The sequence below is a fragment of the Kocuria sp. CPCC 205260 genome, from assembly GCF_040981045.1.
GTDB lineage: Bacteria > Actinomycetota > Actinomycetes > Actinomycetales > Micrococcaceae > Kocuria > Kocuria palustris.
Genome location: NZ_JAVKPT010000001.1, coordinates 227,895 through 249,537 on the forward strand (window position 1 = coordinate 227,895; position 21,643 = coordinate 249,537).

At 70.5% G+C, this 21,643-nt stretch carries 24 protein-coding genes, 1 tRNA gene, 1 pseudogene and 1 riboswitch; of the genes and pseudogenes, 6 read left to right on the plus strand and 20 right to left on the minus strand.

What is annotated here, in order from left to right:
* Nucleotides 1-11 precede the first annotated feature (11 nt).
* Together RF645_RS00930 and RF645_RS00935 are read right to left on the minus strand one after the other, a co-directional pair.
* Complete coding sequence (locus RF645_RS00930; protein ID WP_061711275.1) at nucleotides 12-1,073, minus strand: NADP-dependent oxidoreductase; 1,062 nt, start codon at nucleotides 1,071-1,073, stop codon at nucleotides 12-14.
* Nucleotides 1,074-1,142: 69 nt separating this feature from the next.
* On the minus strand, nucleotides 1,143-1,985 hold the full coding sequence (locus RF645_RS00935) for an MSMEG_6728 family protein (RefSeq protein WP_368818403.1): 843 nt from the start codon (nucleotides 1,983-1,985) through the stop codon (nucleotides 1,143-1,145).
* A 110-nt stretch (nucleotides 1,986-2,095) separates the two neighbouring features.
* Between RF645_RS00935 and RF645_RS00940 the strand changes: the two genes are divergently transcribed.
* Nucleotides 2,096-2,989, plus strand: a complete 894-nt coding sequence (locus RF645_RS00940) for a DMT family transporter (protein WP_368818404.1) — start codon at nucleotides 2,096-2,098, stop codon at nucleotides 2,987-2,989.
* A 108-nt stretch (nucleotides 2,990-3,097) separates the two neighbouring features.
* On the plus strand, nucleotides 3,098-3,253 hold the full coding sequence (locus RF645_RS00945) for a hypothetical protein (RefSeq protein ID WP_368818405.1): 156 nt from the start codon (nucleotides 3,098-3,100) through the stop codon (nucleotides 3,251-3,253).
* A gap of 285 nt (nucleotides 3,254-3,538) precedes the next feature.
* Here RF645_RS00945 and RF645_RS00950 read toward each other — a convergent pair whose 3' ends face one another.
* Entirely contained in the window at nucleotides 3,539-4,393 is an 855-nt protein-coding gene (locus tag RF645_RS00950) for an SDR family oxidoreductase (RefSeq protein WP_368818406.1), read from the minus strand.
* Between the two features lie 112 nt (nucleotides 4,394-4,505).
* Here RF645_RS00950 and RF645_RS00955 point away from each other — a divergent pair, with 112 nt between their 5' ends.
* Nucleotides 4,506-4,931 (plus strand): winged helix-turn-helix transcriptional regulator, encoded by a 426-nt coding sequence (locus RF645_RS00955; protein WP_368818407.1) that lies wholly within the window; start codon nucleotides 4,506-4,508, stop codon nucleotides 4,929-4,931.
* Nucleotides 4,932-5,024: 93 nt separating this feature from the next.
* On the opposite strand, the gene RF645_RS00960 is transcribed toward RF645_RS00955, so the two are convergent.
* Nucleotides 5,025-5,870 carry an Ltp family lipoprotein gene (locus RF645_RS00960; protein ID WP_368818408.1) on the minus strand — a complete coding sequence of 282 codons (846 nt, stop codon included), beginning with the start codon at nucleotides 5,868-5,870 and terminating at the stop codon, nucleotides 5,025-5,027.
* Nucleotides 5,871-6,033: 163 nt separating this feature from the next.
* Between RF645_RS00960 and RF645_RS00965 the strand changes: the two genes are divergently transcribed.
* On the plus strand, nucleotides 6,034-6,624 hold the full coding sequence (locus tag RF645_RS00965; protein WP_368818409.1) for a sugar O-acetyltransferase: 591 nt from the start codon (nucleotides 6,034-6,036) through the stop codon (nucleotides 6,622-6,624).
* Between the two features lie 28 nt (nucleotides 6,625-6,652).
* Nucleotides 6,653-8,029 (plus strand): FAD-dependent oxidoreductase, encoded by a 1,377-nt coding sequence (locus RF645_RS00970; protein WP_368818410.1) that lies wholly within the window; start codon nucleotides 6,653-6,655, stop codon nucleotides 8,027-8,029.
* A gap of 41 nt (nucleotides 8,030-8,070) precedes the next feature.
* On the opposite strand, the gene RF645_RS00975 is transcribed toward RF645_RS00970, so the two are convergent.
* The 3 genes and pseudogenes from RF645_RS00975 to RF645_RS00985 all read right to left on the minus strand — a co-directional run.
* Nucleotides 8,071-8,871: an alpha/beta fold hydrolase gene (locus tag RF645_RS00975; protein WP_368818411.1), complete on the minus strand. Its 801-nt coding sequence runs from the start codon at nucleotides 8,869-8,871 to the stop codon at nucleotides 8,071-8,073.
* Nucleotides 8,872-8,930: 59 nt separating this feature from the next.
* Nucleotides 8,931-9,398 (minus strand): hypothetical protein, encoded by a 468-nt coding sequence (locus tag RF645_RS00980; protein WP_368818412.1) that lies wholly within the window; start codon nucleotides 9,396-9,398, stop codon nucleotides 8,931-8,933.
* Nucleotides 9,399-9,496: 98 nt separating this feature from the next.
* Nucleotides 9,497-9,814: pseudogene (locus RF645_RS00985) on the minus strand (hypothetical protein); the annotation flags it as partial.
* Nucleotides 9,815-9,942: 128 nt separating this feature from the next.
* On the opposite strand from RF645_RS00985, the gene RF645_RS00990 reads away from it, so the two are divergent.
* Nucleotides 9,943-10,194, plus strand: coding sequence for a hypothetical protein (locus tag RF645_RS00990; protein ID WP_368818413.1), 252 nt, complete (start codon nucleotides 9,943-9,945; stop codon nucleotides 10,192-10,194).
* Between the two features lie 321 nt (nucleotides 10,195-10,515).
* On the opposite strand, the gene RF645_RS00995 is transcribed toward RF645_RS00990, so the two are convergent.
* The 13 genes from RF645_RS00995 to thiM form a co-directional block, all read right to left on the minus strand.
* Nucleotides 10,516-10,588, minus strand: a tRNA-Ala gene (locus tag RF645_RS00995).
* A 160-nt stretch (nucleotides 10,589-10,748) separates the two neighbouring features.
* Nucleotides 10,749-11,138, minus strand: a complete 390-nt coding sequence (gene rsfS / locus RF645_RS01000; RefSeq protein ID WP_368818414.1) for a ribosome silencing factor — start codon at nucleotides 11,136-11,138, stop codon at nucleotides 10,749-10,751.
* A 52-nt stretch (nucleotides 11,139-11,190) separates the two neighbouring features.
* Nucleotides 11,191-12,105 (minus strand): hypothetical protein, encoded by a 915-nt coding sequence (locus RF645_RS01005; RefSeq protein WP_368818415.1) that lies wholly within the window; start codon nucleotides 12,103-12,105, stop codon nucleotides 11,191-11,193.
* 67 nt (nucleotides 12,106-12,172) lie between these two features.
* Nucleotides 12,173-12,820 carry a nicotinate-nucleotide adenylyltransferase gene (gene nadD, locus RF645_RS01010; protein ID WP_040560817.1) on the minus strand — a complete coding sequence of 216 codons (648 nt, stop codon included), beginning with the start codon at nucleotides 12,818-12,820 and terminating at the stop codon, nucleotides 12,173-12,175.
* Between the two features lie 104 nt (nucleotides 12,821-12,924).
* The gene (locus RF645_RS01015; protein ID WP_006214643.1) at nucleotides 12,925-13,173 is read right to left on the minus strand and encodes a hypothetical protein; all 249 of its coding nucleotides are present in this window, start codon (nucleotides 13,171-13,173) and stop codon (nucleotides 12,925-12,927) included.
* A gap of 135 nt (nucleotides 13,174-13,308) precedes the next feature.
* Complete coding sequence (locus RF645_RS01020; RefSeq protein WP_368818667.1) at nucleotides 13,309-14,541, minus strand: glutamate-5-semialdehyde dehydrogenase; 1,233 nt, start codon at nucleotides 14,539-14,541, stop codon at nucleotides 13,309-13,311.
* A gap of 220 nt (nucleotides 14,542-14,761) precedes the next feature.
* A complete protein-coding gene (gene proB / locus RF645_RS01025; RefSeq protein WP_006214641.1) occupies nucleotides 14,762-16,213 on the minus strand; it encodes a glutamate 5-kinase in 1,452 nt (483 codons plus the stop codon).
* Nucleotides 16,214-16,324: 111 nt separating this feature from the next.
* Nucleotides 16,325-17,929, minus strand: a complete 1,605-nt coding sequence (gene obgE / locus RF645_RS01030) for a GTPase ObgE (RefSeq protein ID WP_058870997.1) — start codon at nucleotides 17,927-17,929, stop codon at nucleotides 16,325-16,327.
* Nucleotides 17,930-18,155: 226 nt separating this feature from the next.
* Nucleotides 18,156-18,413 (minus strand): 50S ribosomal protein L27, encoded by a 258-nt coding sequence (gene rpmA / locus RF645_RS01035; protein WP_006214639.1) that lies wholly within the window; start codon nucleotides 18,411-18,413, stop codon nucleotides 18,156-18,158.
* Nucleotides 18,414-18,501: 88 nt separating this feature from the next.
* Entirely contained in the window at nucleotides 18,502-18,813 is a 312-nt protein-coding gene (gene rplU / locus RF645_RS01040) for a 50S ribosomal protein L21 (protein ID WP_006214638.1), read from the minus strand.
* A 291-nt stretch (nucleotides 18,814-19,104) separates the two neighbouring features.
* Nucleotides 19,105-19,971: a bifunctional hydroxymethylpyrimidine kinase/phosphomethylpyrimidine kinase gene (gene thiD / locus RF645_RS01045; protein ID WP_058870998.1), complete on the minus strand. Its 867-nt coding sequence runs from the start codon at nucleotides 19,969-19,971 to the stop codon at nucleotides 19,105-19,107.
* On the minus strand, nucleotides 19,968-20,627 hold the full coding sequence (thiE, locus tag RF645_RS01050; RefSeq protein WP_058870999.1) for a thiamine phosphate synthase: 660 nt from the start codon (nucleotides 20,625-20,627) through the stop codon (nucleotides 19,968-19,970). Before thiE ends, thiD begins: the two co-directional genes overlap by 4 nt.
* Nucleotides 20,624-21,526, minus strand: a complete 903-nt coding sequence (thiM, locus tag RF645_RS01055; RefSeq protein WP_058871000.1) for a hydroxyethylthiazole kinase — start codon at nucleotides 21,524-21,526, stop codon at nucleotides 20,624-20,626. The genes thiE and thiM overlap by 4 nt, the downstream gene beginning before the upstream one ends.
* Nucleotides 21,520-21,618: riboswitch (TPP riboswitch) on the minus strand. (Overlaps the previous gene by 7 nt.)
* Nucleotides 21,619-21,643 lie beyond the last annotated feature (25 nt).

Here is a 21,643-nt window from a genome sequence, read left to right on the forward strand (position 1 = left end):
CAGGCGGGCGTTCAGTCGGCGACGGCGGTGCGCACCACCATCTTGCCGACGTTGCGGCCCTGCATCATGCCCAGGAAGGCGTCGAAGGCCTGGTCGATCCCGTCCTCGACAGTCTCATCGGCCACGATCTCCCCTGCCTCGAGCCAGGGACCCATCTCGGCCAGGAAGTCGCCCATGGCCTCGGTGTAGAAGCCCTGGATGAACCCCTGCAGCATCAGCCGCTTGGTGACCAGCATCCCCATGTTGCGCGGACCCGGGGCGGGCTGGTCGTCGTTGTACTGGCTGATCGCACCGCACAGTGCTGCGCGGCCGTCGTCGTTGAAGTGCTGGATCGCAGCCTCCAGGTGATCGCCGCCGACGTTGTCGAAGTAGACGTCGATGCCGTTCGGAGCGGCCTCCCCGAGCTGGCCCATGACGTCGCCGCGCTTGTAGTCCAGGCAGGCGTCGAAGCCGTAGCGCTCGGTCACGATGCGGTTCTTCTCAGGACCGCCCGCCGAGCCGATGACGCGGGCGGCGCCCTTGAGCCGGGCGATCTGCCCCACGGCCGAGCCGACGGTGCCGGCGGCACCCGAGACGAACACCGTGTCGCCCTCCTGCATGGCCGCGATCCGCGTCAGACCCAGCCACGCCGTGAAGCCCGGCATCCCGGCGATCCCCAGGAACTTCGAGGCGGCCAGCGGGCCCTCGGTGTCGCGCAGGTCGGGCAGCTTCTGGGTCTTCGCCGCCGACAGCTGGGCGACGTCGCGCCAGCCCTGTCCGTGCAGCACGCGGGTGCCCTCGGGGACATCCTCCGAGCGGGAGGCGACGACGACTCCCACCGCCGCGCCGTCCATCGGCTCGCCGAGCTCGAAGGGCGGGACGTAGGAGGGGCCGTCGTTCATGCGCCCTCGCATGTAAGGATCCACGGAGATGGCCTCGTTGACCACGCGGATCTCGCCGTCGGACAGCTCCGGCAGCTCCACGGTCTCCTGGCGGACGTCGTCCTCGGTGGGCCAGCCGCTGGGTCGAGAGGCCAGCACCCAACGGGTGCTGCGGGCGGAAGCGGCAAGATCGTTCACAGTGGGAATGCTCATGGACACCACTGTCCGCCTGCCGGCCCCGGTGCGTCCACCTCAGCGCTCAGCCCATGGCGGAATCCGCTCTCAGCGACGGATCGGGAAGACGGTGCGGGGGCGCTGCAGCTGCCACGGATCCTCCAGAGCATCGCGGGAGAGGATCTCCAGCCACTCGACCTCGCGGCGGATGCCGTCGTCGCCGTGCTCCCCGGCGCCGAGTCGACCCCGCAGCACCGGCTCGTCGAAGCCCTCCTGCGCTTCATCTCGTTCGGCCCCGAACGCGGGTCCCTCGGCGGAGGCCGAGGCCAGCGGGATGAGCACCTCCTCACCGGGCTGGGCCTCGGTGCGCAGGCGCTCCAGCTGCCCCGGGCGGCGTCGGCGCTGGGCTGCGGTGTCCCCGGGCGCGGGCTCGGCGGGCAGCAGCAGGGCATCGTGCTCCAGCACGGGACCGGTCACGACCCAGGCGCGCCGGCCCGGGCCGGGTTCGAACGGCTTCTCGTGCGGACTGGGCGGACTCGGCCAGACGGCCTCCAGGCCCATGGGGGTCTCGGGCCACAGCGGGCGATAGTGCTGCTCGTCCTTGGCGATCAGCGACGAGCGGTGCGCCGCGTGGAACTCCGGGTCGCCCACCCACGGCGGCAGGGCCGCCGGGCTGCGGGCCGCCTCCGGAGCGAACTCGGCGATCTTCCAGCGCGTGGAATCCCGCCCGCCGCGGGCCTCCCACTCATCGACCATGGCCAGCCCGTAGGACACCAGCCCGGGCACATGTCCGGACCACATCAGCACGGCCGGGTGCGTGCCCCAGCCGTAGTCCGGCAGGCACAGCGCACGCAGGATCTGCAGCGTCTCGACGCGCTGCTTGCCCAGGCGACGGCGGTCCAGAGCGCGGGCGGAGTCTGCTGGGCTCGGCAGCGGGAGGAAGGTCTGCACAGCGGCTCAGCCTACCGGCGGGAGACGACGAGACAGCCCGACTGGCCCCGACAGCCGCGGCTCCGACATGCTGAGCCCATGATCGCCACCACCCCGATGAGCCCGTCCTCGTGAGCGCGCCGTCGACTGCCCGCTCCACCGGCCCCGGGGCCGCGATGGTCCTCTCCGCCTGTCTGTCGATCCAGGTCGGCGCGGCAGCCGCCGCCCAGCTCTTCGACGACCTCGGCTCGTGGGGCGCCAGCGCGCTGCGGCTGCTGCTGGCCGCCGGTCTCATGCTGCTGGCCGCCCGCCCGAGGATCCGGGCGTGGGACCGGCTGCAGTGGCGCTGCGTGATCGCCCTGGGACTCGCCCTGGCCGGGATGAACGGCTTCATCTACGCCGCCATCCAGCGGATCCCGCTGGGGACGGCAGTGGCCATCGAGTTCCTGGGCCCCCTCGTGCTGGCGGCGTGCCTGTCCCGACGCTCCCGCGATCTGCTCTGGGTCGCGCTGGCCTTCATCGGCATGGCCCTGCTGGGCGTCGAGTCCGCTGTCACCGCGGCTTCCCTGGATCCGCTGGGCGTCGTGTTCGGCCTGCTCGCCGGGGCGTTCTGGGCCCTCTACATCCTGGCCAGCGCGGAGACGGGCAAGCAGGTCCCCGGACTCGGCGGGCTCAGTGCGGCCATGATCATCGCCGCAGTCGTCGTGGTGCCGATCGGCGCCTCGGGAGCGGTGCGGGTTGTCGAGGAGCCCGGGCTGCTGCTCTTCGCCCTGGCGGCCGCGCTGCTGTCCTCGGTGCTCCCGTACTCGCTGGAGATCGCTGCGCTGCGCCGCCTGCCCAGCGACGTCTTCTCCGTGCTGCTGAGCCTGGAGCCCGCGATCGCGGCGGTGGTCGGCTGGGTCCTGCTCGGCCAGGGGGCTGGAGTGCTGAGCATCGCGGCGGTGAGCCTGGTGGTCCTGGCCAGCATGGGGGTCACCCTGGGCCGGGGGCGCCCGCGCGCCCACCCCGAGCCCGCGGCCGCCTGAGGCACCGGTCACAGAGGATCCGCACCGCGTCACACCCGAGTGAGGCAGCCCACCCTGTCGCAGGGAGATCTATGCTTACGCAACCACCCCCGACGACAGGATCCCCCGATGGCTCTCTTCGCCTCCAACGGCACCCTCAGCAAGGACCTCCCCGCGCCTCTGGACCGCGTCCGCGACGCGATCGAGTCCACGGCCCGATCGGAGGGCCACCACATCGACGCCGTCAGCAGCGATCGGCTGCGCTATGACATCACGACCAAGTGAACGGCCCTGAGCTGGGGCACCCATCTGGCGATCACCCTGGAGGAGGCCGGCGGCGGAACGCGGATGACCGTCGACTACGACAACAGCCCGGGCTCCCCCAAGGCACTGATGGACAAGAAGAAGAACACCAAGTCCGCCCAGACCTTCGCCGATCAGGTCGAAGCCGCGCTCTGAGCCGGGATCGCCCCGTTCTGGCAGCGATCAAGGCGACGACGAGGGGGGTGCGACGCCATCGCGGCGTCGCACCCCCCTCGGTGCTCCCGGCCCCGGGCGGACCTGTTCAGCTCAGACGGAGTCCGCGAGCGCCTGCGCGATCGTGGTGGCCGGGCGCCCGAGCAGGGTCTGCAGATCCCTGCTGTCCGACTCCAGGGCGCCGTCGGCGATCCCGCGGTCCATCTCGGCGACGAACCCGGCGACCTGCTCCGGCAACCCGGCCTGCTGCAGCACCTGCGCGTACTCCTCGACGGTCTGATCGATGTAGTCGACCTCGCGCTCGAGCAGCCCGCCGATGCGCGCAGCGATCTCGGGGTAGCTCAGCGCAGGCTGGCCGGCCAGCTCGTAGACTCGGCCCTCCTGGGCCTCCATCGTGATCACGGCCGCGGTGGCCTCGGCGTAGTCCCTGCGCGCGGCCCCGTTCACACGGGCCGTTCCGGCAGCCCCGAACATCTTCCCGTACTCACGGGCCGGGGCGATCGCCGAGGCGTAGTTCTCCCAGTACCAGCCGTTGCGCAGCAGCACGTGGCCGATGCCGGACTCGGCCAGCAGCTGCTCGGTCTCCCGATGCTCGGGGGCCAGGTTCAGGGTCGAGGTCTCGACACCCAGCAGCGACGTGTAGGCGATCAGCTGCACACCGGCCTCCTGAGCAGCCTGGATGACGTTGGAGTGCTGCGCCACGCGCTTGCCGACCTCGCTGCCGGAGACCATCACCAGGCGCTGCACGCCCTCCAGAGCGGCCTTCAGGGCGTCGGCGTCCTCGTAGGCGGCGACCGCGAGCCGGACACCGCGGTCGGCGAGGTCCTGCGCCTTGTCGGCATTGCGCACGACGGCGACGATCTCCCCCGGCGCGACCTGGCGCTCGATGAGGGATTCGATGACCTGATGGCCCAGCTGTCCGGTGGCTCCGGTGACGGCGATGCTCATGATGCTCTCCTTCGGTTCGGTGTTCCTGCACACCGTAGCACTTACTTTTCGTGAGCACTGCGTATCTTCACGTGCCGACATATTCGAAAGTGCTCTCGCTACAGTGGACGACATGACTTCGCAGGAGACGACACCCCAGATCGTGCACGGGCAGGCCGAGCAGCCCACGGCAGAGCTCGGTGCTGATGTCATGGCGAAGGCCTGCGCGTCGCGCTCCGTGCTGCATCACGTCACGGGCCGATGGGGCGCCCTGACCATGGTCGCGCTCTCCCGCAGCGTGGGCCCTGCACGCTTCGGCGAGCTGCGCCGGGCCATCGAGGGGATCAGCGACCGCATGCTCTCCCAGACTCTCAGCGAGCTCGAGCACGACGGCCTGGTGGTGCGAACCGTGCACAGCGCCATCCCGCCGCACGTGGACTACGCCCTGACGGAGCTCGGCGCGGCCGTGGCCGAGCCTCTCATTGCGCTCATCACCACGATCGAGGCGGATCTGCCCGCCGTGCTGGAGGCCCGGAAGGTGCACGACGACTGCGAGTGACCAGTTCGCGCAGTCGTCGTCGGCAGCCGTCGATCTCGGCCCCACAGGCCTGGGACCGTCAGGCCACCTGCCGGCCCGTCGCCGATCTGCGCTTCACAGACCGGCGCTGTCCGCTCCTGCGGCGGCCTCCTCAGGCGTGTACCCCTCGTAGATCAGCTGATCCACGAGCTCCGCGCGCGACATCGGCATCAGATCCAGATAGCTCTGTGCCGACCGGCCCGCCTGTTCCGAGTAGTCCACGCTCAGGCTGCTCACCCCGGATTCGGCCTGGTCAGGGGTGTATCCCTCATAGACGAGCTGATCGACCAGCCCGGAGCGGCTGAAGCCGGTCATGTCGATGTAGCTCTGTGCACTTCCAGCGGCCTGCTGGGCGTAATCCACGTTCAACCCGTCCACCGCCGCCGTGGCCTCAGAGTTCGAGTAGCCCTCGTACTCGAGCTGCTCGATCAGGCCGCTGCGAGAGAAGTTCGTCAAGTCCAGATAGTTCTGCGCCGCCGCCGTCGCCGTGCCCTGCGGCACAGACCCGGGGCCGCCTGCGGAGGCGTCCTCGCCGAACGGATTCTGACCGACCTCCGCCGGCACCGGGACCTCCCCCGGGGCCGGACCGACGCCCGACTCCTCGGCGAAGGGGTCCTGACCGACGTCCGCCGGGACAGGGGTCTCGTCCGGAGTCGGCCCGGCGGAAGGATCCTGAGCTTCAGCCGGAGTCTCCGCCTGCGCCTCGGCGGCAGGCTGATCGGTCGGCGCGGAGGATGCCTCCGTGGCGGTCTCGGTGGGCGTCTCGGTCTCGGTCGGCTCAGCGCTCGGCGAGGCAGATGCGGAGGCGGAGGACGTCGAGTCCTTCTCGGCGTCCTCACCCGAGCCGCAGGCGCTGAGCAGCAGCACGGCGGCCAGTCCCGTTGCGATCCCTGCGGCGGTCCTGCGGACGCGCTGTCCCATGGCTGCTGTGCTCCTCGGCGATGAAGCGAGGCCTCGGATCGCACCGAAGATCGGCACCCCGAAGCAGATGATATGAATTACATCACATTTTCAGGGGGCAGGCAGGCGCGCCTGCCCAGCGATCCTCCGCGGCACGTCGGCGGCCCCGCGTAGCGTTCGGAGCATGACGAACGATCACTTCGCAGGTGACGACCGCAGCCACTGGCAGCGCATGCTCGACGGCGACCCCTACATCGCCGATGGCCCCGAGTTCGCTGAAGCCTCCCGCCGCGCCACGCGCCTCTCCGATGCCTTCCACCGCGCCGTCGTCGACGTCGATCCCGGCTCCCGCGAGCTGCTCGAGGAGCTGCTCGGGCACCTCGGTGAGGACGCGGACGTGCGCCCGCCGCTCTGTGTGGACTACGGCAGCCGCATCAGCATCGGCGCCCGGTCCTTCGTGAACTTCAACCTCACTGCCCTGGACGTCGCGCCGATCACCATCGGTGAGGACTGCCAGCTCGGACCCAACGTCCAGCTGCTGACGCCCACCCACCCCGTGGAGCCCGGCCCTCGACGGGACAAGCTCGAGGATGCCGAGCCGATCACGCTGGGCGACAACGTCTGGCTCGGCGGCGGCGTGATCGTGTGCCCCGGCGTGAGCATCGGCGAGAACACCGTGGTGGGCGCAGGATCCGTGGTCACCAGGGATCTGCCCGCGAACGTGATCGCCGTCGGCAACCCCGCCAGGGTCATCCGCGAGATCCAGGCCGACTGACCCCCATTCCCCCAGAAGGAGCACGTCCATGAGCGCAGAGCTGTCCGTCGAACTGCTGGTGATCGGCTGGGGCAAGGCGGGCAAGACGCTCGCCAAGCGCTGGGCCGCGACCGGCAGGTCCGTGGCCATGGTGGAGAAGAGCCCTCAGATGTACGGCGGCACCTGCATCAACATCGCCTGCGTTCCCACCAAGGATCTGATCGTCTCGGCGCAGCGGCGCCGCCCGCAGGATGACCCGCAGGAGTACTTCACGCAGGCTGTGACCGGGCGCGACTCGCTGATCGGCAAGCTCAATGCGGCCAACCACAGGATGCTCGAGGGCCAGGCAGAGCTGGTGGACGGAACCGCTCGGTTCATCGGCCCGCGGAAGGTCGCGGTGGACACGGCCGACGGCGAGCTGATCATCACCGCGCAGACGGTCGTGCTGGGCACCGGTGCCGTGCCCGCGCGCCCGGACATCCCCGGCATCGATCTGCCTCGGGTCTACGACTCGACGTCCATCCAGCACGCGGATCCCCTGCCGCAGCGCCTGGCGATCATCGGCGGCGGGTTCATCGGACTGGAGTTCGCCCAGATGTTCCAGCGCTTCGGCTCCCAGGTCACCGTGGTGGATTCCGGCGAGCATTTCCTGCGCCGCGCCGAGCCTGTCGTGGCGGAGTCGGTGCACCAGGTGCTCACGGAGGCCGGCGTCGTCGTGCGGCAGAGCGCCCGGGTGCAGCAGATCCGGCAGGACGGCGAGGCCCTCGTGCTGGAGCTGGCCGACGGCCAGGTCAAGGCCGATGCCGTGCTGGTGGCTGCAGGCCGCACCCCGGCCACCGCCGACCTGAACCTGGAGGCAGCCGGCATCGAGACCGACGACCGGGGCTTCTTGGCGGTCGATGATCAGCTGCGCACGAGCGCGGAGGGCGTGTACGCGGTGGGCGACGTCAACGGCGGCCCGCAGTTCACCTACATCTCCCTGGACGACCACCGCATCGTCTGGGATCAGCTCATCGGCTCCGGGCAGCGCAGCCGCGCCGACCGCGTGGCCGTGCCGAACACGACGTTCCTCACTCCCCCGCTGTCCCAGGTGGGCATGGGCCCGGTGGAAGCCGTGCGTGCAGGGCACTCGGTTCTCTACGCGGCCAAGGACGTGGCCTCGATCGCCGCCATGCCGCGGCCCAAGATCGTGGGCGAGACCGACGGCGTCATCACCTTCACTGTGGACGCGCAGACCCGGCAGGTGCTGGGCGCCTCGCTGTTCTGCATCGATTCCCAGGAGCTGATCAATCTGGTGGCCCTGGCCATCCGGGTCCAGGTCACCGCGGACGAGCTGATGAACGGCATCTGGACCCACCCCTCCAGCACGGAGGCGCTGAACGAGGTGCTCGGTGAGCTGCAGCCGTATTCGGGCGAGAGCGCCTGAGACAGCGGCACCCCGGTCGGCGCACCGGCGACCCCGCAAGATCAGTCAGCCGCCAGGAGCTCCTCCACGGCCTCCAGCGCCTCCGTCGACTCCAGGTGCGGGCAGTGGCGCTGTCCCTCCAGGATCCGCAGCTGGGCACTCGGAATGAGCTCGGCGAGGCGCCGGGCGCTGTCAGGAGGTGTCACCTGGTCGTCGGCTCCGTGCAGCACCAGCGTGGGCGGCTGAATCCGGGGCAGGTCGCCCCAGGCGTCGTGGCCGCGGCTGGCCTGGAAGTGCTTTCGGCGTGCGGTGAGATCGGCGTCGCGGGCGAAGAACTGCTCGACGACATCTGGATGCTGGGCTGCGAAGCCGTCGGTGAAGAACAGCGGCGTCATGGTCCTGCGGTCACCGGAGGCCAGGGCGGCGTCGATCCCCGGTCCGCGCGGGCCGTCCCGACGGTCGCCTCCGGTGGTGCTGGCCAGGACCAGCCGACGCACGCGCTCGGGCGCATCGATCGCCAGCCACTGACCGATGCGCCCGCCCATCGAATGGCCGTAGACATCCGCGCGCTCCAGACCGGCATCCGTCATCACGGCGAGCGCGTCCTGGGCCAGCGCCCGTGTGCTGAGCCCGCCGGGCTCCCCCAGCGTGCTGCGCCCCACGCCGCGATGGTCGAAGACCACGACCCGCCGTCTGCGCGCCAGCTGCGGCAGCACATGCAGCCAGCTGACGTGGGTGGTGGCCTGACCCGCGATCAGCAGCAGACCGGGGCCCTCGCCATACGACGCCCACTGCAGCCGCGCGCCGTCTGCGGTCTCCACGGTCCCGATCCGCTTGTCAGCCTGCTTCGGCTCCTCGCTCATGGCAGACCACCGTACTCCGGCGGGGCCTAGAGCCAAGACCGTCCTCTGAGAGGAACGCCTCAGCTGCCCGGATGCAGCGATGCGCCGCTGTCCGGCTCCTGAGCTGCGCCCGTGGCGTGCCAGCTCGCCAGGAGCCTGTGCCGCTCTTCGTGCGCCGTCCCCGGCTCCGCGGTGCAGAAGGTCAGGTCGTGCCAGGCCCGCTGAGCGAGGGGGATCTCCGTGGACTGGCAGGTCAGCTCGAGCTCCCCGACGGCGGGGTGCTGGAGCCCCTTCCGCCCCTCATGGCGGATGAGGATGTCGTGGGAGCCCCAGTACGCTCTGAACTGCTCGCTGACCGTGGAGAGCTCTCCGATCAGCTCCCGCAGCGCCATGTCGTACGGCGCACGCCCCGCCTCGGCCAGCAGCAGGGCGACCGTCGCGGCGGCACCACCCTCCCAGTCAACGAAGAACTCCCGAGAACCGGGGTCCAGGAAGTGGTAGCGCGCGAAGTTCGCCCGCCCTCCCCTGGCCGTGGGGCTGTCGAACATGGCCGCGTGCAGGGCCCTGCCCAGGCATTCACGCCGATCACGTCCAGGCGCAGAGCATCGGCGATGGCGGCCAGGAACTCCTCCGAGACCCCTGCGATGTGGCCCTTCTCGAGCTTCGTGTACCACTCGGTGCTGACCCCCGCGAGCACCGCGACCTCCTCGCGCCGCAGGCCAGGGACCCGGCGACGGGCGATGGTGGGCAGGCCGATCTGCGCTCGCCGCGGCTGTGGCTCGTCCTGGCGGCATGCCTCACGGCGTCCGGCGGCGGGCTCGCGGCGTACTCCTATGTGGCCCCGATCCTCACCGATCAGGGCGGGCACGCAACCGGTCTTGTTCCTGCGGTGCTCGCCGGCTACGGCATCTGTCCGTTCCTGGGAACGCTGCTCGGCGGTCGTCTGGGCGACAAGCACGCGCATGCGGTCGTGATCGCCGCCCCGGCGCTCTCGGCCTTCGTCCTGATGGCGATGGCCACGCTGACGGGCATCACCTGGATGACCGTGCTCCTAGTGATCCTGCTGGGGCCTTCGGGCTCAGCGCCAACACCGTGCTGATCCACCCGGCCGTCACCTATGCCGGCCGCGCGCAGACCCTCGGCTCGGGACTGGCCGTCGCGGCTTTCAACAGCGGGACCGCAATCGGCACACCGCTCGCAGGAGCCTCCCTGGGCAGCGCGCTGGGACTGTCCGGCCCGGCCACGGTCGGCACGATCATCGTGATCCTGACCCTGATCCCGACGATCGCCCTTGCCGTCCTGTCGGGCCGGGTCCCAGCCGCCGCGCAACGACCCGCCCCCTGAGATCCCCGGGCTTCTCCGCTGCGGCCATCTCCATGGCGGATCTGCCGCGCATCGGGTGCTGGTCCCGTGAGCACGTCCCCGCGCACCTGCGGGATCGGGCGCGTGTCCAGGCGGCCGTCGCCGACCGCCATCTGCACCCCGGCCCGGGAGCGGTCGCAGGTCGACGCCAAGGGGGACTCTTCGGCCGTGCCTCAGGCCCCGAAGGTCTTCAGATGCGTCCCCTCGGCGCCCTCCTGCCTCTGACCCGATGGTCCAGAGCGACATCATCAGGACAACGACGAAGGGCCGCATCTTTCGATGCGGCCCTTCGTATTCCTTCGGTGGAGCTGAGGGGACTCGAACCCCTGACCCTCTGCATGCCATGCAGATGCGCTACCAGCTGCGCCACAGCCCCTTGCCGTTTCCGACCCGAACACTCTACCAGGTTCTCGGACTGAACCCCTCATCGAGAATTCCTGCCCGTTCCCGCTGGAGTTCGTCTCCCGTTCGGCAACGCGTTAAATAGTAGGGGACGCTCGGCGGCCGTGCAAATCGGCCGCCGGTCCCCCGCCGGATCAGCCTGCCGACGGCTCTGCCGCGGCCTCGGCCAGGCCCAGGTCGATCGTGGGAGCATCGCCCCACAGGCGCTCGAGCGCGTAGAACGCCCGCTCCTCGTCGTGCTGGACGTGCACGACGACGTCGCCGAAGTCGAGCAGCACCCAGCGGCCCTCAGCGCGGCCTTCGCGACGGAGGGGCTTGAGGTCATGCTTGTCCTGCAGGTCCTCCTCGATCGCATCGACGATCGAGGCCACCTGGCGCTCATTGGGAGCCGAGGCGATCAGGAACGAATCGACGATGGCCAGCGCCTCGCTCACGTCGATGGCCACGATGTTCTCGGCCTTCTTGTCATCGGCGGCGCGCGCCGCCGTGCGGAGGTACTCCAGGGAGGTCTCGGGAATGCTCATGCAGTGCTTCCTCTCGATCGCCAGCGGCGATGGATGGTGGTGTGTCTCAGATTCAGAGGATGAAGAAGATGATCAGGACTGCGAGCAGCGCCAGGACCAGGATCGCCGCGATCGTCAGGACGGGCGTGCGCCAATCCGACGGCGTGCGGTAGTCCTTGGGGTCCATCAGCTGCAGGCCCTGGGCATTGACGGCGCGCACGGGCTCCGACGGCGCCTGCTCGTCATCGCTCGCAGCGGCACCGGCAGCCCCTGCTGCGTCCTGCGGCGAGCTCTGCTCGGACGCGTTCGCCTCCGCGCTTTCCGAGGACTCCAGGGAGGACGCGTGCTCCTCGGCGGAGTCGCTCGGCTGAGCAGTCTCCGACGACTCCTCGACGTCATCGCGCGCCGGCTCCTCGGCGGGCTCAGATGCCGGCACGACCGGAACGGGCTCGCTCCACGGCGTCGCCTGGATCGCGGGGTCGCTCGGAGTCTCATCGGAGGCCCGGTCCGACTGGTCGACCTGCTCCGAGACCTCTTCGGGCGCCTCCTCGAGAGAGGACGTCCCGGGCTGGGTCTCGTGGGCCTCCTGCTCGTCGAGGGAGGCCAGGTACTCGTCCGTGATGGGCTGGATGCTCTGCGTCTGGGCGATCGCCTCGTCGGCGAGCCGGCGGTCCTCCTCGGAGGAGATCGCAGCACGGGAGGCGAGCTCGGCCATGCGCCGCTGCTTCTTCGCCAGCACGGGATCCACGTGCGCCGGGTCCTCCGTGCCGGAGCGCTCGATCTCCTGCTGGTGCTCGGCCATCTGCTCGCGCAGCAGCGCCAGGCGCCGCGGGCCCAGCGGGCGGCTCGGGCCCACGGCGATGTCGCCGTCCAGGTCGATGATCGGCGCCGGCGGGTTCAGGCCCTGCTGATCAGGGTCGGTGGGATCCGGGATGGTGACGTCATCCGGTGCAGCGTCGCTGTCCTGTGCGAACCGGCCGTCGCTCATCGGTGCCTCGAATCTGCTCGCCCGTATGAGCGGGCGGCGGGATGAATGTGTGCGTGGGAGGGGGTCTTCAGGCGGTGCCGAGGGTATCGGCGGGCCAGCGGTGGTCGTCACCGGGACGGTAGAGACCGTACTTGCCGATGTACTGGACCACGCCGTCCGGCACCAGATACCAGACGGGCTGACCGCTGCGCACCCTGGCGCGGCAGTCCGTGGACGAGATCGCCATGGCGGGGACCTCCAGCAGGACGACATCGCCGGCGCCCTCGGGGACGCTGAGCTCATGGCCCGGCCTCGTGACGCCGACGAAGTGCGCCAGGTCCCAGATGTCCTCCGCCCCGTGCCAGGAGAGGATCTCGCTGAGGACATCCGCGCCGGTGATGAAGAACAGGTCCGAATCCGGACGCAGCTCATGCAGGTCCCGCAGGGTGTCCACGGTGTACGTGGGCCCGTGGCGATCGATGTCCACCCGCGAGACGCTGAAGCGCGGATTGGCCGCCGTGGCGACCACGGTCATCAGGTAGCGATGCTCGGCGTCCGAGACCTCGGAGCCGGACTTCTGCCAGGGCTGACCGGTCGGCACGAACACGACCTCATCCAGATCGAACACTGCGGCCACCTCGGAGGCGGCGACCAGGTGCCCGTGGTGGATGGGGTCGAACGTGCCGCCCATGACGCCGAGCCTGGTGCGCCCGGGGCGCCGCGGCGGCACCTGGATCCCCTGCGGGGCCCGAGCGCGCGCTGGAACCTGCGCCTGGCGCTCGGCCACGATGCTCAGCTCGGAGGTCTCCGACACGGGGTGTCCGGGATGTCCTGCTGCGCTCAGTGCCCGCGCTTGGTCGAGTAGCTGGCCAGCATGGCGGCCTCGTCGGCCGGCAGCTGGGCCGGATCCACGTGGTGGTCGGTGTCATCCGGCGACTGACTGCGGGGCCCGAAGGTCAGGGTGGTGATCAGCAGCAGCATGAACACGATGAAGGCCACGATGCCGAACCACGGCCCGTCCACCGGCAGCTCGTTGACGATGTGGTGGCCGCCCTCGGCAGCCTGGATCAGCACTGAGGTCTGCTGCATGGTCTTCCCTTCTGTCTCCCCGCACGCGCGCGAGGCTCCTGGTCCCCACCATGGTAGCGGTCCAGGAGCCCCGTTCGCGGCTTCGGCTCAGCTCGCGCCCAGCACACGTCCGGCCGGTGCGGGCCGTCTCCTGCTTCAGGGACGGATGTGGCCGTCGCCCTGCACGATCCACTTGGTCGTGGTCAGCTCCTCGAGGCCCATGGGCCCGCGGGCGTGCATCTTCTGCGTGGAGATCCCGATCTCCGCGCCCAGGCCGAGCTGGCCGCCGTCGGTGAAGCGCGTGGAGGCGTTGACCATCACGGCTGCGGCGTCGATCGAGGCGATGAACTTCTCGGAAGCGGCCAGATCGTTCGTCACGATCGCCTCGGTGTGGCGGGTCGTGTACTTCTCGATGTGCTCGAGCGCCTCGTCCAGGGAGTCCACGACCTTCACGGCCATGTGCATGTCGAGGTACTCGGTCTCCCAGTCCTCCTCCGTGGCCGCCGGCTGATCCGAGCCGGAGGGCAGCAGCTGCGCGGCGCGCTCGTCGACGTGCAGCGTCACTCCGGCCTTGATCAGCGCCTCGAGCACGGCGGCACCGGCGGTGGAGTCCTTGTGCAGCAGCAGCGTCTCGGCGGTGTTGCAGGTGGAGGTGCGATGCGTCTTGGCGTTCACGGCGACCTCGACGGCCATCTTCTCGGAGGCCGAGGCGTCGATGAAGACGTGCACGTTGCCCTCGCCGGTCTCGATGACCGGAACCGTGGCGTTCTGGACGACGGACTGGATGAGCCCGCGACCGCCGCGCGGGATGAGCACGTCGACCTTGCCGCGCGCCGACATCAGCGCCGTGGCTCCGTCGCGGCCATAGTCGTCGACGGTCTGCACGATGTCCACGGGCAGCCGCTTGTCCGCCAGGGCGTCGCGGATCAGCCCGACGAGCACGCGGTTGGACTCGGCGGCAGCGGAGCCGCCGCGCAGTAGGACGGCGTTGCCCGACTTCAGGGCGATGCCGGCGATATCGACCGTCACGTTCGGGCGCGCCTCGTAGATCGCGCCGACGACGCCCATGGGCACGCGCACCTGGCGCATGCGCAGTCCGTTGGCCAGGGTCTCGCCGCGCACCATGGTGCCGACGGGATCCGGAAGCGCGGCCAGCTCGCGCAGCGAGTCCGCGAGGCCCTTGATGCGGTCCTCATCCAGCTCCAGCCGGTCCAGCAGGGCCGAGGAGGTCCCGTTCTCGCGACCGCGGTCGATATCGCGCCTGTTGGCCTCGATGATGCGCTCGGAGGACTTCTCGATGGCCTCCGCGATGTGCAGCAGCGCGGCGTCCTTGCGCGAGCGGGTGGCCGTGGCCAGCGTGCGGGCTGCCACTTTGGCGTCATCGGCCATGAGCCCGACGGCCACCTGGGGGTCCTCGCCGAAGGTCTCGTGGGTCAGGCGGACCGAGGCATCGGTCGAGGCGGTGTCGTTCGTGGTGTTCTCGCTCATCAGGGTGTGCTCCTCCTCCGCCGTCGCGGCGGGGTCGTGAATCATCCTGCTCCGGTGGTCTTCCTGCTCAGCACAGCGAACCTGCCCGGCGCATTGTTCCGCGCCGGGCCAGGCCGCCGGATCACTCGCTCCTGCGCTTGCGGGGCTTGTCTGCGGCGTCGGAGGTGCTGCGCTTGCGGGAGGCGGACCTCGCGGCGGCGCCGTCCTTGGCCTTCGCCTTGGACTTCCCCTCGGCCTTGTCCTTGTCCTTGGTCTTGGCTTTGGACTTCGCGCCTGCGCCGTCCTTGGCCTTCACCTTGGGCATGGACTGGGTCCTGGCGCGGCGGCGCACCTTGGTCTTGGCCGAGCGCGGGCGGATGGTCACGAGGTTGTCCACGTGGACCAGCTCGCGCTCGAAGCGCGAGCCCAGGTCCTCCCCGATCTCCCGGGTCGTGCGGCCCAGCATGTCCGGGATGTCCTCGGAGTCGTAGTTGGACAGCCCGTGGGCGACCTCCTCGCCCTCGGCGTTGACCAGCGAGACCGGCTCACCTGCCGCGAAGCGGCCGCGGACCTCGGTCACGCCGGCCGGCAGCAGCGACTTGCGCTTGCCGATGGCCTTGACGGCGCCGTCGTCGAGCACGAGCGAGCCCTTGATGTCGGCCAGGTGCGCCAGCCACAGCAGGCGGGTGTTGCGTCGTCCGCCGGTGGGCAGGAACCAGGTGCCGACGTCCTCGCCGGCCAGGGCGCGCTCGATGTTCGCGGTGGAGGTCACCAGCGCGGGCACGCCGCCGGCCGCGGCGATGCGGGCGGCCTGGACCTTGGTCACCATGCCGCCGGAGCCCACGCCCGCCCGGCCCACGGTGCCGATCTCGACGCCCTCGAGGTCCTTGAGCGGATCCTCGACGACCGGGATGCGCTCACCGCCCTCATCCGGGTGCCTGGTGTACAGCGCGTCCACGTCCGAGAGCAGCAGCAGGACGTCGGCCTTGACCAGGTTCGCGGTCAGCGCCGCGATGCGGTCGTTGTCGCCGAACTTGATCTCCTGGGTGGCCACGGCGTCGTTCTCGTTGATGATCGGCAGCACGCCCAGGTCCAGAAGCCGCTCGATCTGGCGGTGCGTGTTCTGGTAGTGATGCCGCTTCATGAGGTCCTCGGCGGTGACCAGGACCTGGCCCACCTGGACGTCGTAGCGGGCCAGCGAGTCGATGTACCGACCGATCAGCAGGCCCTGGCCCACGGAGGCGGCGGCCTGCTGGGCGGCCAGCTCCTTGGGGCGCTTGTCGAAGCCCAGCGGCGACAGACCGGCCGAGATCGCGCCGGAGGAGACGTAGACGATCTCCTTGCCGCGCTTCTTCTGCTGGCCCAGCGCGGCGACGATGCGCTGGATCGCGGCCTCGTCGATCGAGTTCTGGATGCTGGTCAGCGACGACGAGCCGACCTTCACGACGATCCGCTGGGCCCTGGGGATCTGCGACGGGCTCGTGATCGGCGAGACCCGGTTCTTCCCCCGGTTCTCGGAGCTGATCTGCTCGACGGACTTCTCCGCCTCCCCGCCCATGCGGTCGATGTCGTTCTTGTGCAAGACCTTCGCCATGCTTGTCCGTGTCCTTCCTGTGCCCCGCTGCGGGGCAAGTCTGAAGAGGTCAGGGGGATCGTGCGTGTCGCTTGGGTGCTGCTGTCGTGCCGCGCTGCGGCAGGGCCGGGCTCAGTCCTCGGTGGTGTCCTGGCCCTGGCTGCCGCCCTGCTGACGGGCTCGGCGCTTCTCGTCGACGGATTCGGTCCACACGCCGGCCAGGCGCTCCGATTCGAGCTCGTCGCGCGCGGCGGTCTTGGCATCCATCCGATCGTAGAACTCCCGGCGCTTCTGCTCGCGCGTGGGACGGCTCGTGGTGTCCTGCAGTCGCGGATCCGTGCCGCGCGGTGCCGCGAGCAGCTCGGCGCCGCCGACCATGGTGGGCTCCCAGTCGAAGACCACGCCGTCCTCCTCGGGACCGATCAGCACGGCGTCGCCGGGTCGGGCCTTCTGGCGGAACAGCTCGTCCTCGATGCCGAGCTTGGCGAAGCGGTCGGCCAGGTAGCCCACCGCCTCCTCGTTGTTGAAGTCGGTCTGCAGGACCCACTTCTCGGGCTTCTCGCCGCGCACGTGCCACAGCGGCTCGAGGCCGCGCTCCTCGCGCGTGATCGTGAAGTCGGGGACCCCGACCTTCCCGCCGCGACGGGTGCGCAGCGGCTCGGGCCGCAGCACGGCCGGTGCGGTCTCATCCGGAGCCTCGGCCTCGCGGCCCTGCTCGACGAGCTCGCCCATGGCGTAGCCCAGCAGGCTCATCCCCTCGTGCGAGGCCGTGGAGACCTCGAAAACGCGGTAGCCGCGCTCCTCAAGGTCCGGGCGCACGAATTCGGCCAGCTCGCGGGCATCGGGGACATCGATCTTGTTGAGCACCACCAGGCGGGGGCGCTCCAGCAGCGGGATGGAGCGGCCGCCGTCGAGCTTGCCGTCGATCGCGTAGGCGGCCAGCTCGGCCTCGAGCGCCTCCAGATCGGAGATCGGGTCGCGGTTGGGCTCGAGGGTGGCGCAGTCGATGACGTGCACCAGGGCGGCGCAGCGCTCCACGTGGCGCAGGAACTCGAGGCCCAGGCCCTTGCCCTCGGACGCGCCGGGGATCAGGCCGGGGACGTCGGCGACGGTGTAGCGGTACTGCCCGGCCTCGACCACGCCCAGGTTGGGGACCAGGGTCGTGAACGGGTAGTCCGCGATCTTGGGCCGCGCCTTGGACATGGCCGCGATCAGCGAGGACTTTCCGGCCGACGGGTAGCCCACCAGCGCGATGTCCGCCAGGGACTTGACTTCGAGCACGACGTCCCGGGCGTCGCCGGGAAGGCCCAGCAGTGCGAAGCCGGGGGCCTTGCGCTTGGGAGAGGCCAGGGCCGCGTTGCCGAGCCCGCCCTGACCGCCGGCGGCGGCCACGAACTCGGAGCCGACGCCGACCAGATCCGCCAGGACCTCACCGTCGCGGTCCTTCACGACAGTGCCGTCCGGGACCGAGAGGATCAGGTCCTCGCCCTTGAACCCGTTGCGGTCATCGCCCATGCCCGGGCCGCCGTTGGGCGCCGAGCGGTGCGGGGAGCGGTGATACGGCAGCAGCGTGGTGGACTGACCGTCGACCCGCAGGATCACGGAGCCGCCGTCGCCTCCGTGGCCGCCGTCCGGTCCGCCCAGCGGCTTGAACTTCTCGCGTCGGACGGACACGCAGCCGTGGCCGCCGTTGCCGCCCGCTGCGTGGAGGACCACTCGGTCGACGAACTCGGCCATGGTCTCCCTTCCTTGCCGGGCGTCCCGCGCCGGCAGCTGATCGGCGCCTGAGGGCGCCGAAATGTGCGTTCCGCCAGGCGTTCAGCCGGCGGGGTCCTGAAACGGAAGAGAGGGCGGGCGCACGTGGCACCCACCCTCTGACTCCTCATGGTGAGCGTGACGCGGATGATCCCGCGTCGAGCGACCGCTGCAGCGCCCCCTCAGGGTCGCTGCAGCGGTCGCCGGGTCACTCAGCCGCTGCGAGGACGTTGACGACCTTGCGGCCGCGCTTGGTCCCGAAGGCCACCTGGCCGGTGGCCAGGGCGAACAGGGTGTCGTCCTTGCCGCGGCCCACGTTCTCACCGGGGTGGAAGTGGGTGCCGCGCTGACGCACGATGATCGAGCCGGCGTTGACGGACTCGCCGCCGAAGCGCTTGACGCCCAGGTACTGGGCGTTGGAGTCGCGGCCGTTGCGGGTGGAGCTTGCGCCCTTCTTATGTGCCATGGCTGCTGCCTGCTTTCACTAGTCGGTCCGGTTCGAGCCGCGGAGGCTCGGGCGGACCCATGGAGTGTGGAGAGGGTGACCGGGTGGGTCAGGCCTTGATGTCGGTGACCTTCACGGTGGTCAGCTCAGAACGGTGACCCTGGCGCTTCTTGTAGCCGGTCTTGTTCTTGTACTTCATGATGCGGATCTTGGGGCCGCGGAGGTTCTCGACGACCTCGGCCGTGACCTTGACGCCCGAGAGCTTCTCGGCCTCGGAGGTCACCTTGTCGCCGTCGACGAGCAGGAGCGCGGGGAGCTCGAGGGTGCTGCCAGTCTCACCGGCGACACGGTCGAGGGTCACGAGGTCGCCGACGGCAACCTTCTCCTGGCGGCCGCCTGCGCGGACAATCGCGTAAACCACGGGGAACTCACTTCTCTCGAGTAGAAATCACTGTCTGGGGGCGCAGACGCTCCTGCCTGACTGACGACGCCGAGATCACCGTGGCGTCGGCCTGCCAGTGGGATGGAGACAGTACGGCCGACGCGGCTTCTCAGCGGTCAGGAGCTGCACCCGGGTGTGCCTTCCGAAGTCCCGCACTCATGACATGGACGGTGTCACGAGGGGTCATGCGGCATGGCACTGAACAAGCAGATTACTCCATCGTCACCGCTGCGGACAAGGACATCGCCCCCGCGCGAGTCGTCATCCGGGTCACGCCCCGAGCATCCCGCGCAGGGCCGGTGCCAGGTGGTGCCCGTGGTGCACCGGACCGCTGCCCCGCCCCACCTCGAGCTCCTCGGCATGCTCGAGCGCTCCGCGCAGCCAGCCCCGCGCCGCCTCCACGGACTCCGGGAGACGCCCCGAGCGCGCCGCCAGCACGGCGATCGCGCTCGAGAGGGAGCAGCCCGCGCCGTGGGTGCAGCTCGTGTCGATCCGCGCTGCGTCCCACTGCGCCACCGGCTCCTCCTGCCCTGGCGCGACCAGCGCATCAGGGGTGCGCTCCCCCGGCAGGTGCCCGCCCTTGACGAGCACGAGCACGCCCAGCCGATCGGCCAGCCGCCGTCCCTGCTCAAGGGCCTCGGACCACTCCTGCGCCGGCGCCCGGTCCAGCAGGGAGGCGAGCTCCGTGAGATTCGGCGTCACCAGGTCGGCGGAGCCCAGCAGCTCCAGGACGGCGCCGAGCGCCTCGGACTCCAGCAGCGTCCCACCGGCTGTGGCGACCATGACGGGATCGATGACGCACAGCGGCGGCTTCTGCTCCTGCAGCCACTGCCCCACGACCTCGACCGCACCGGCGCTGCCCAGCATGCCGATCTTCACGGCATCCACGACGACGTCGTCGGAGACGGCCAGCAGCTGATCCCTCAGCACCTCCGGCGGCGGCGTGTGGATCGAGCGCACACCGCAGGTGTTCTGCGCGATGACAGCGGTGACCGCACCCATGCCGTAGCCGCCCAGGACGCTGATGGTCTTCAGATCCGCATGCAGACCGGCGCCGCCGGTCGGATCGGTTCCGGCGATCGACAGGACGCGCGGGACGGCGCGCGTGCTGGTCGTGCTCCAGGTCGTCGAGTTCATCGCTGCATCTCCCGTCGGTAGGTCTGCGCCGCCAGGCGCGGATCGGCAGCCGAGCAGATCCCGGAGACCACGGCCACGCCGTCGGCACCTGCGGCCATCAGCCCCGCGACGTCCTCCGGCCGGATCCCGCCGATGGCCACGGCCGGGAGGGCACTCAGGGCTCGGGCCCGGGCGAAGCCGTCGATGCCCAGCGGCTGCGGGGCGTCGGGCTTGGTCTCCGTGGCCCGCACCGCCCCGATGCCCAGGTAGTCCACCGTGCCCGCGGGCAGTGCCGCGGCAGCTGCGATCTCGTCCTGCGAGGCCGCAGAGAGCCCGATGATCGCCTCCGGTCCGCACAGGCGCCGGGCGTCCTCCGGGGGCAGATCCGACTGGCCGATGTGGACGCCGTCGCATGCGATCCCCCGGGCGCGTGCGGCCAGGTGGCACTCCACGCGATCGTCGACGACCACCGGGGCCGCGCCGTCGACGGCCGACACGACGGCCTCGAGCAGCTCGAGCAGCTCGCGTCCGGAGGCGTCCTTGGCTCGGACCTGGATCATGCTCGCCCCGCCCTCGACAGCCAGCCGCGCGACCTCGGGGACGCTGCGAGTCCGGCTGAGCTGGGGGTCGGTGACGTGGTAGAGCGACAGTGCGGCGGGGTCGAATCGGGGGCTCATCGCCCGGCCTCCTCGGCCTGACCCGCCCCGGCGGCGGCACCGTCCGCGGCGTTCGAGGCATCGGCTGCCTCGACACGGCAGCGCTCGGCGACGTCCTCGGGGCGCAGCCCGTGCAGGGAGTCGAGCAGATGCACGGCGAAGGACCCCGGGCCCTGGCAGCGATCGGCGGCGTCCTCGGCCGCCAGCCCCCAGACCAGGCTCCCGGCCGCAGCGGCCTCGGCGGGGTCCTGCGCGACGGCGGCGAAGGCCGCGATCACGGAGCCCAGGGCGCATCCTCCGCCCACCACCTGGGTCAGCAGCTCGTGCCCGTGCGGCACGCTCAGCGTCGCCGAGAAGGAGACGATCAGATCGACGGGCCCGGAGATGGCCACGGCATCGGCGCTGCCGGTCGATACGAGCTGCCGGGCAGCCTGAACGGCGGCCTCCGGGGCATCGGTCGTGTCGACGCCGCGGCCCCCGGCCCCTCCGGTCAGAGCCAGGACCTCCGAGGGGTTGCCGCGGATCACCGCCGGACGGGACTCGAGCAGCTCGGCGGCAAGGGCAGTGCGGATCGGCAGCGAGCCGATCGCCACCGGGTCCAGCACCCAGGGGCGGCCTGAGGCCTGTCGCGCGGCAGCGGCCTCGCGCATGGCGCCGCGCTGCTCGGGATCCGGGGTGCCCAGGTTGATCAGCATGCCGTCGGCGACCTCGGCGAACGGCCCTGCCTCCCCCTGGATGTCCGTCATGGCCGGAGCAGCGCCGAGGGCCAGCAGGGCGTTGGCGGTGAAGTTGGAGACCACCGTGTTGGTCAGGCACTGCACCAGGGGGCGAGTGCTGCGCAGCTGCTCGAGCAGCCGGGCCATCCGCTCCGAGACGGGCTGGTGGGCGGACTGCGATGGACTCTGGGTGTGACTGTGCATCAAGGCGACAATCCCTCCGCTAGTGCGAACTAGTTCAGGTTCTACGGGTGTGCTCTCAGCCGCCTGCTCGGGCGGCACCCCGTGTCGTGCCTGCTCAGTCTACACGTGATCCGGCTG

Coding starts and splice junctions, on each gene's coding strand:
- thiD (WP_058870998.1), bottom strand. CDS start 19,971: ATGAACTCGACGACCTGGAGCACGACCAGCACGCGCGCCGTCCCGCGC.
- RF645_RS00955 (WP_368818407.1), top strand. CDS start 4,506: ATGACTTCGCAGGAGACGACACCCCAGATCGTGCACGGGCAGGCCGAG.
- rsfS (WP_368818414.1), bottom strand. CDS start 11,138: ATGAGCATTCCCGAGACCTCCCTGGAGTACCTCCGCACGGCGGCGCGC.
- RF645_RS00975 (WP_368818411.1), bottom strand. CDS start 8,871: ATGAGCGAGGAGCCGAAGCAGGCTGACAAGCGGATCGGGACCGTGGAG.
- RF645_RS01005 (WP_368818415.1), bottom strand. CDS start 12,105: ATGAGCGACGGCCGGTTCGCACAGGACAGCGACGCTGCACCGGATGAC.
- RF645_RS00945 (WP_368818405.1), top strand. CDS start 3,098: ATGGCTCTCTTCGCCTCCAACGGCACCCTCAGCAAGGACCTCCCCGCG.
- obgE (WP_058870997.1), bottom strand. CDS start 17,929: ATGGCCGAGTTCGTCGACCGAGTGGTCCTCCACGCAGCGGGCGGCAAC.
- RF645_RS00965 (WP_368818409.1), top strand. CDS start 6,034: ATGACGAACGATCACTTCGCAGGTGACGACCGCAGCCACTGGCAGCGC.
- RF645_RS00950 (WP_368818406.1), bottom strand. CDS start 4,393: ATGAGCATCGCCGTCACCGGAGCCACCGGACAGCTGGGCCATCAGGTC.
- thiM (WP_058871000.1), bottom strand. CDS start 21,526: ATGCACAGTCACACCCAGAGTCCATCGCAGTCCGCCCACCAGCCCGTC.
- rpmA (WP_006214639.1), bottom strand. CDS start 18,413: ATGGCACATAAGAAGGGCGCAAGCTCCACCCGCAACGGCCGCGACTCC.
- RF645_RS00980 (WP_368818412.1), bottom strand. CDS start 9,398: ATGTTCGACAGCCCCACGGCCAGGGGAGGGCGGGCGAACTTCGCGCGC.
- RF645_RS00960 (WP_368818408.1), bottom strand. CDS start 5,870: ATGGGACAGCGCGTCCGCAGGACCGCCGCAGGGATCGCAACGGGACTG.
- RF645_RS00970 (WP_368818410.1), top strand. CDS start 6,653: ATGAGCGCAGAGCTGTCCGTCGAACTGCTGGTGATCGGCTGGGGCAAG.
- thiE (WP_058870999.1), bottom strand. CDS start 20,627: ATGAGCCCCCGATTCGACCCCGCCGCACTGTCGCTCTACCACGTCACC.
- RF645_RS01020 (WP_368818667.1), bottom strand. CDS start 14,541: ATGGCCGATGACGCCAAAGTGGCAGCCCGCACGCTGGCCACGGCCACC.
- RF645_RS00930 (WP_061711275.1), bottom strand. CDS start 1,073: ATGAGCATTCCCACTGTGAACGATCTTGCCGCTTCCGCCCGCAGCACC.
- proB (WP_006214641.1), bottom strand. CDS start 16,213: ATGGCGAAGGTCTTGCACAAGAACGACATCGACCGCATGGGCGGGGAG.
- RF645_RS01015 (WP_006214643.1), bottom strand. CDS start 13,173: ATGCAGCAGACCTCAGTGCTGATCCAGGCTGCCGAGGGCGGCCACCAC.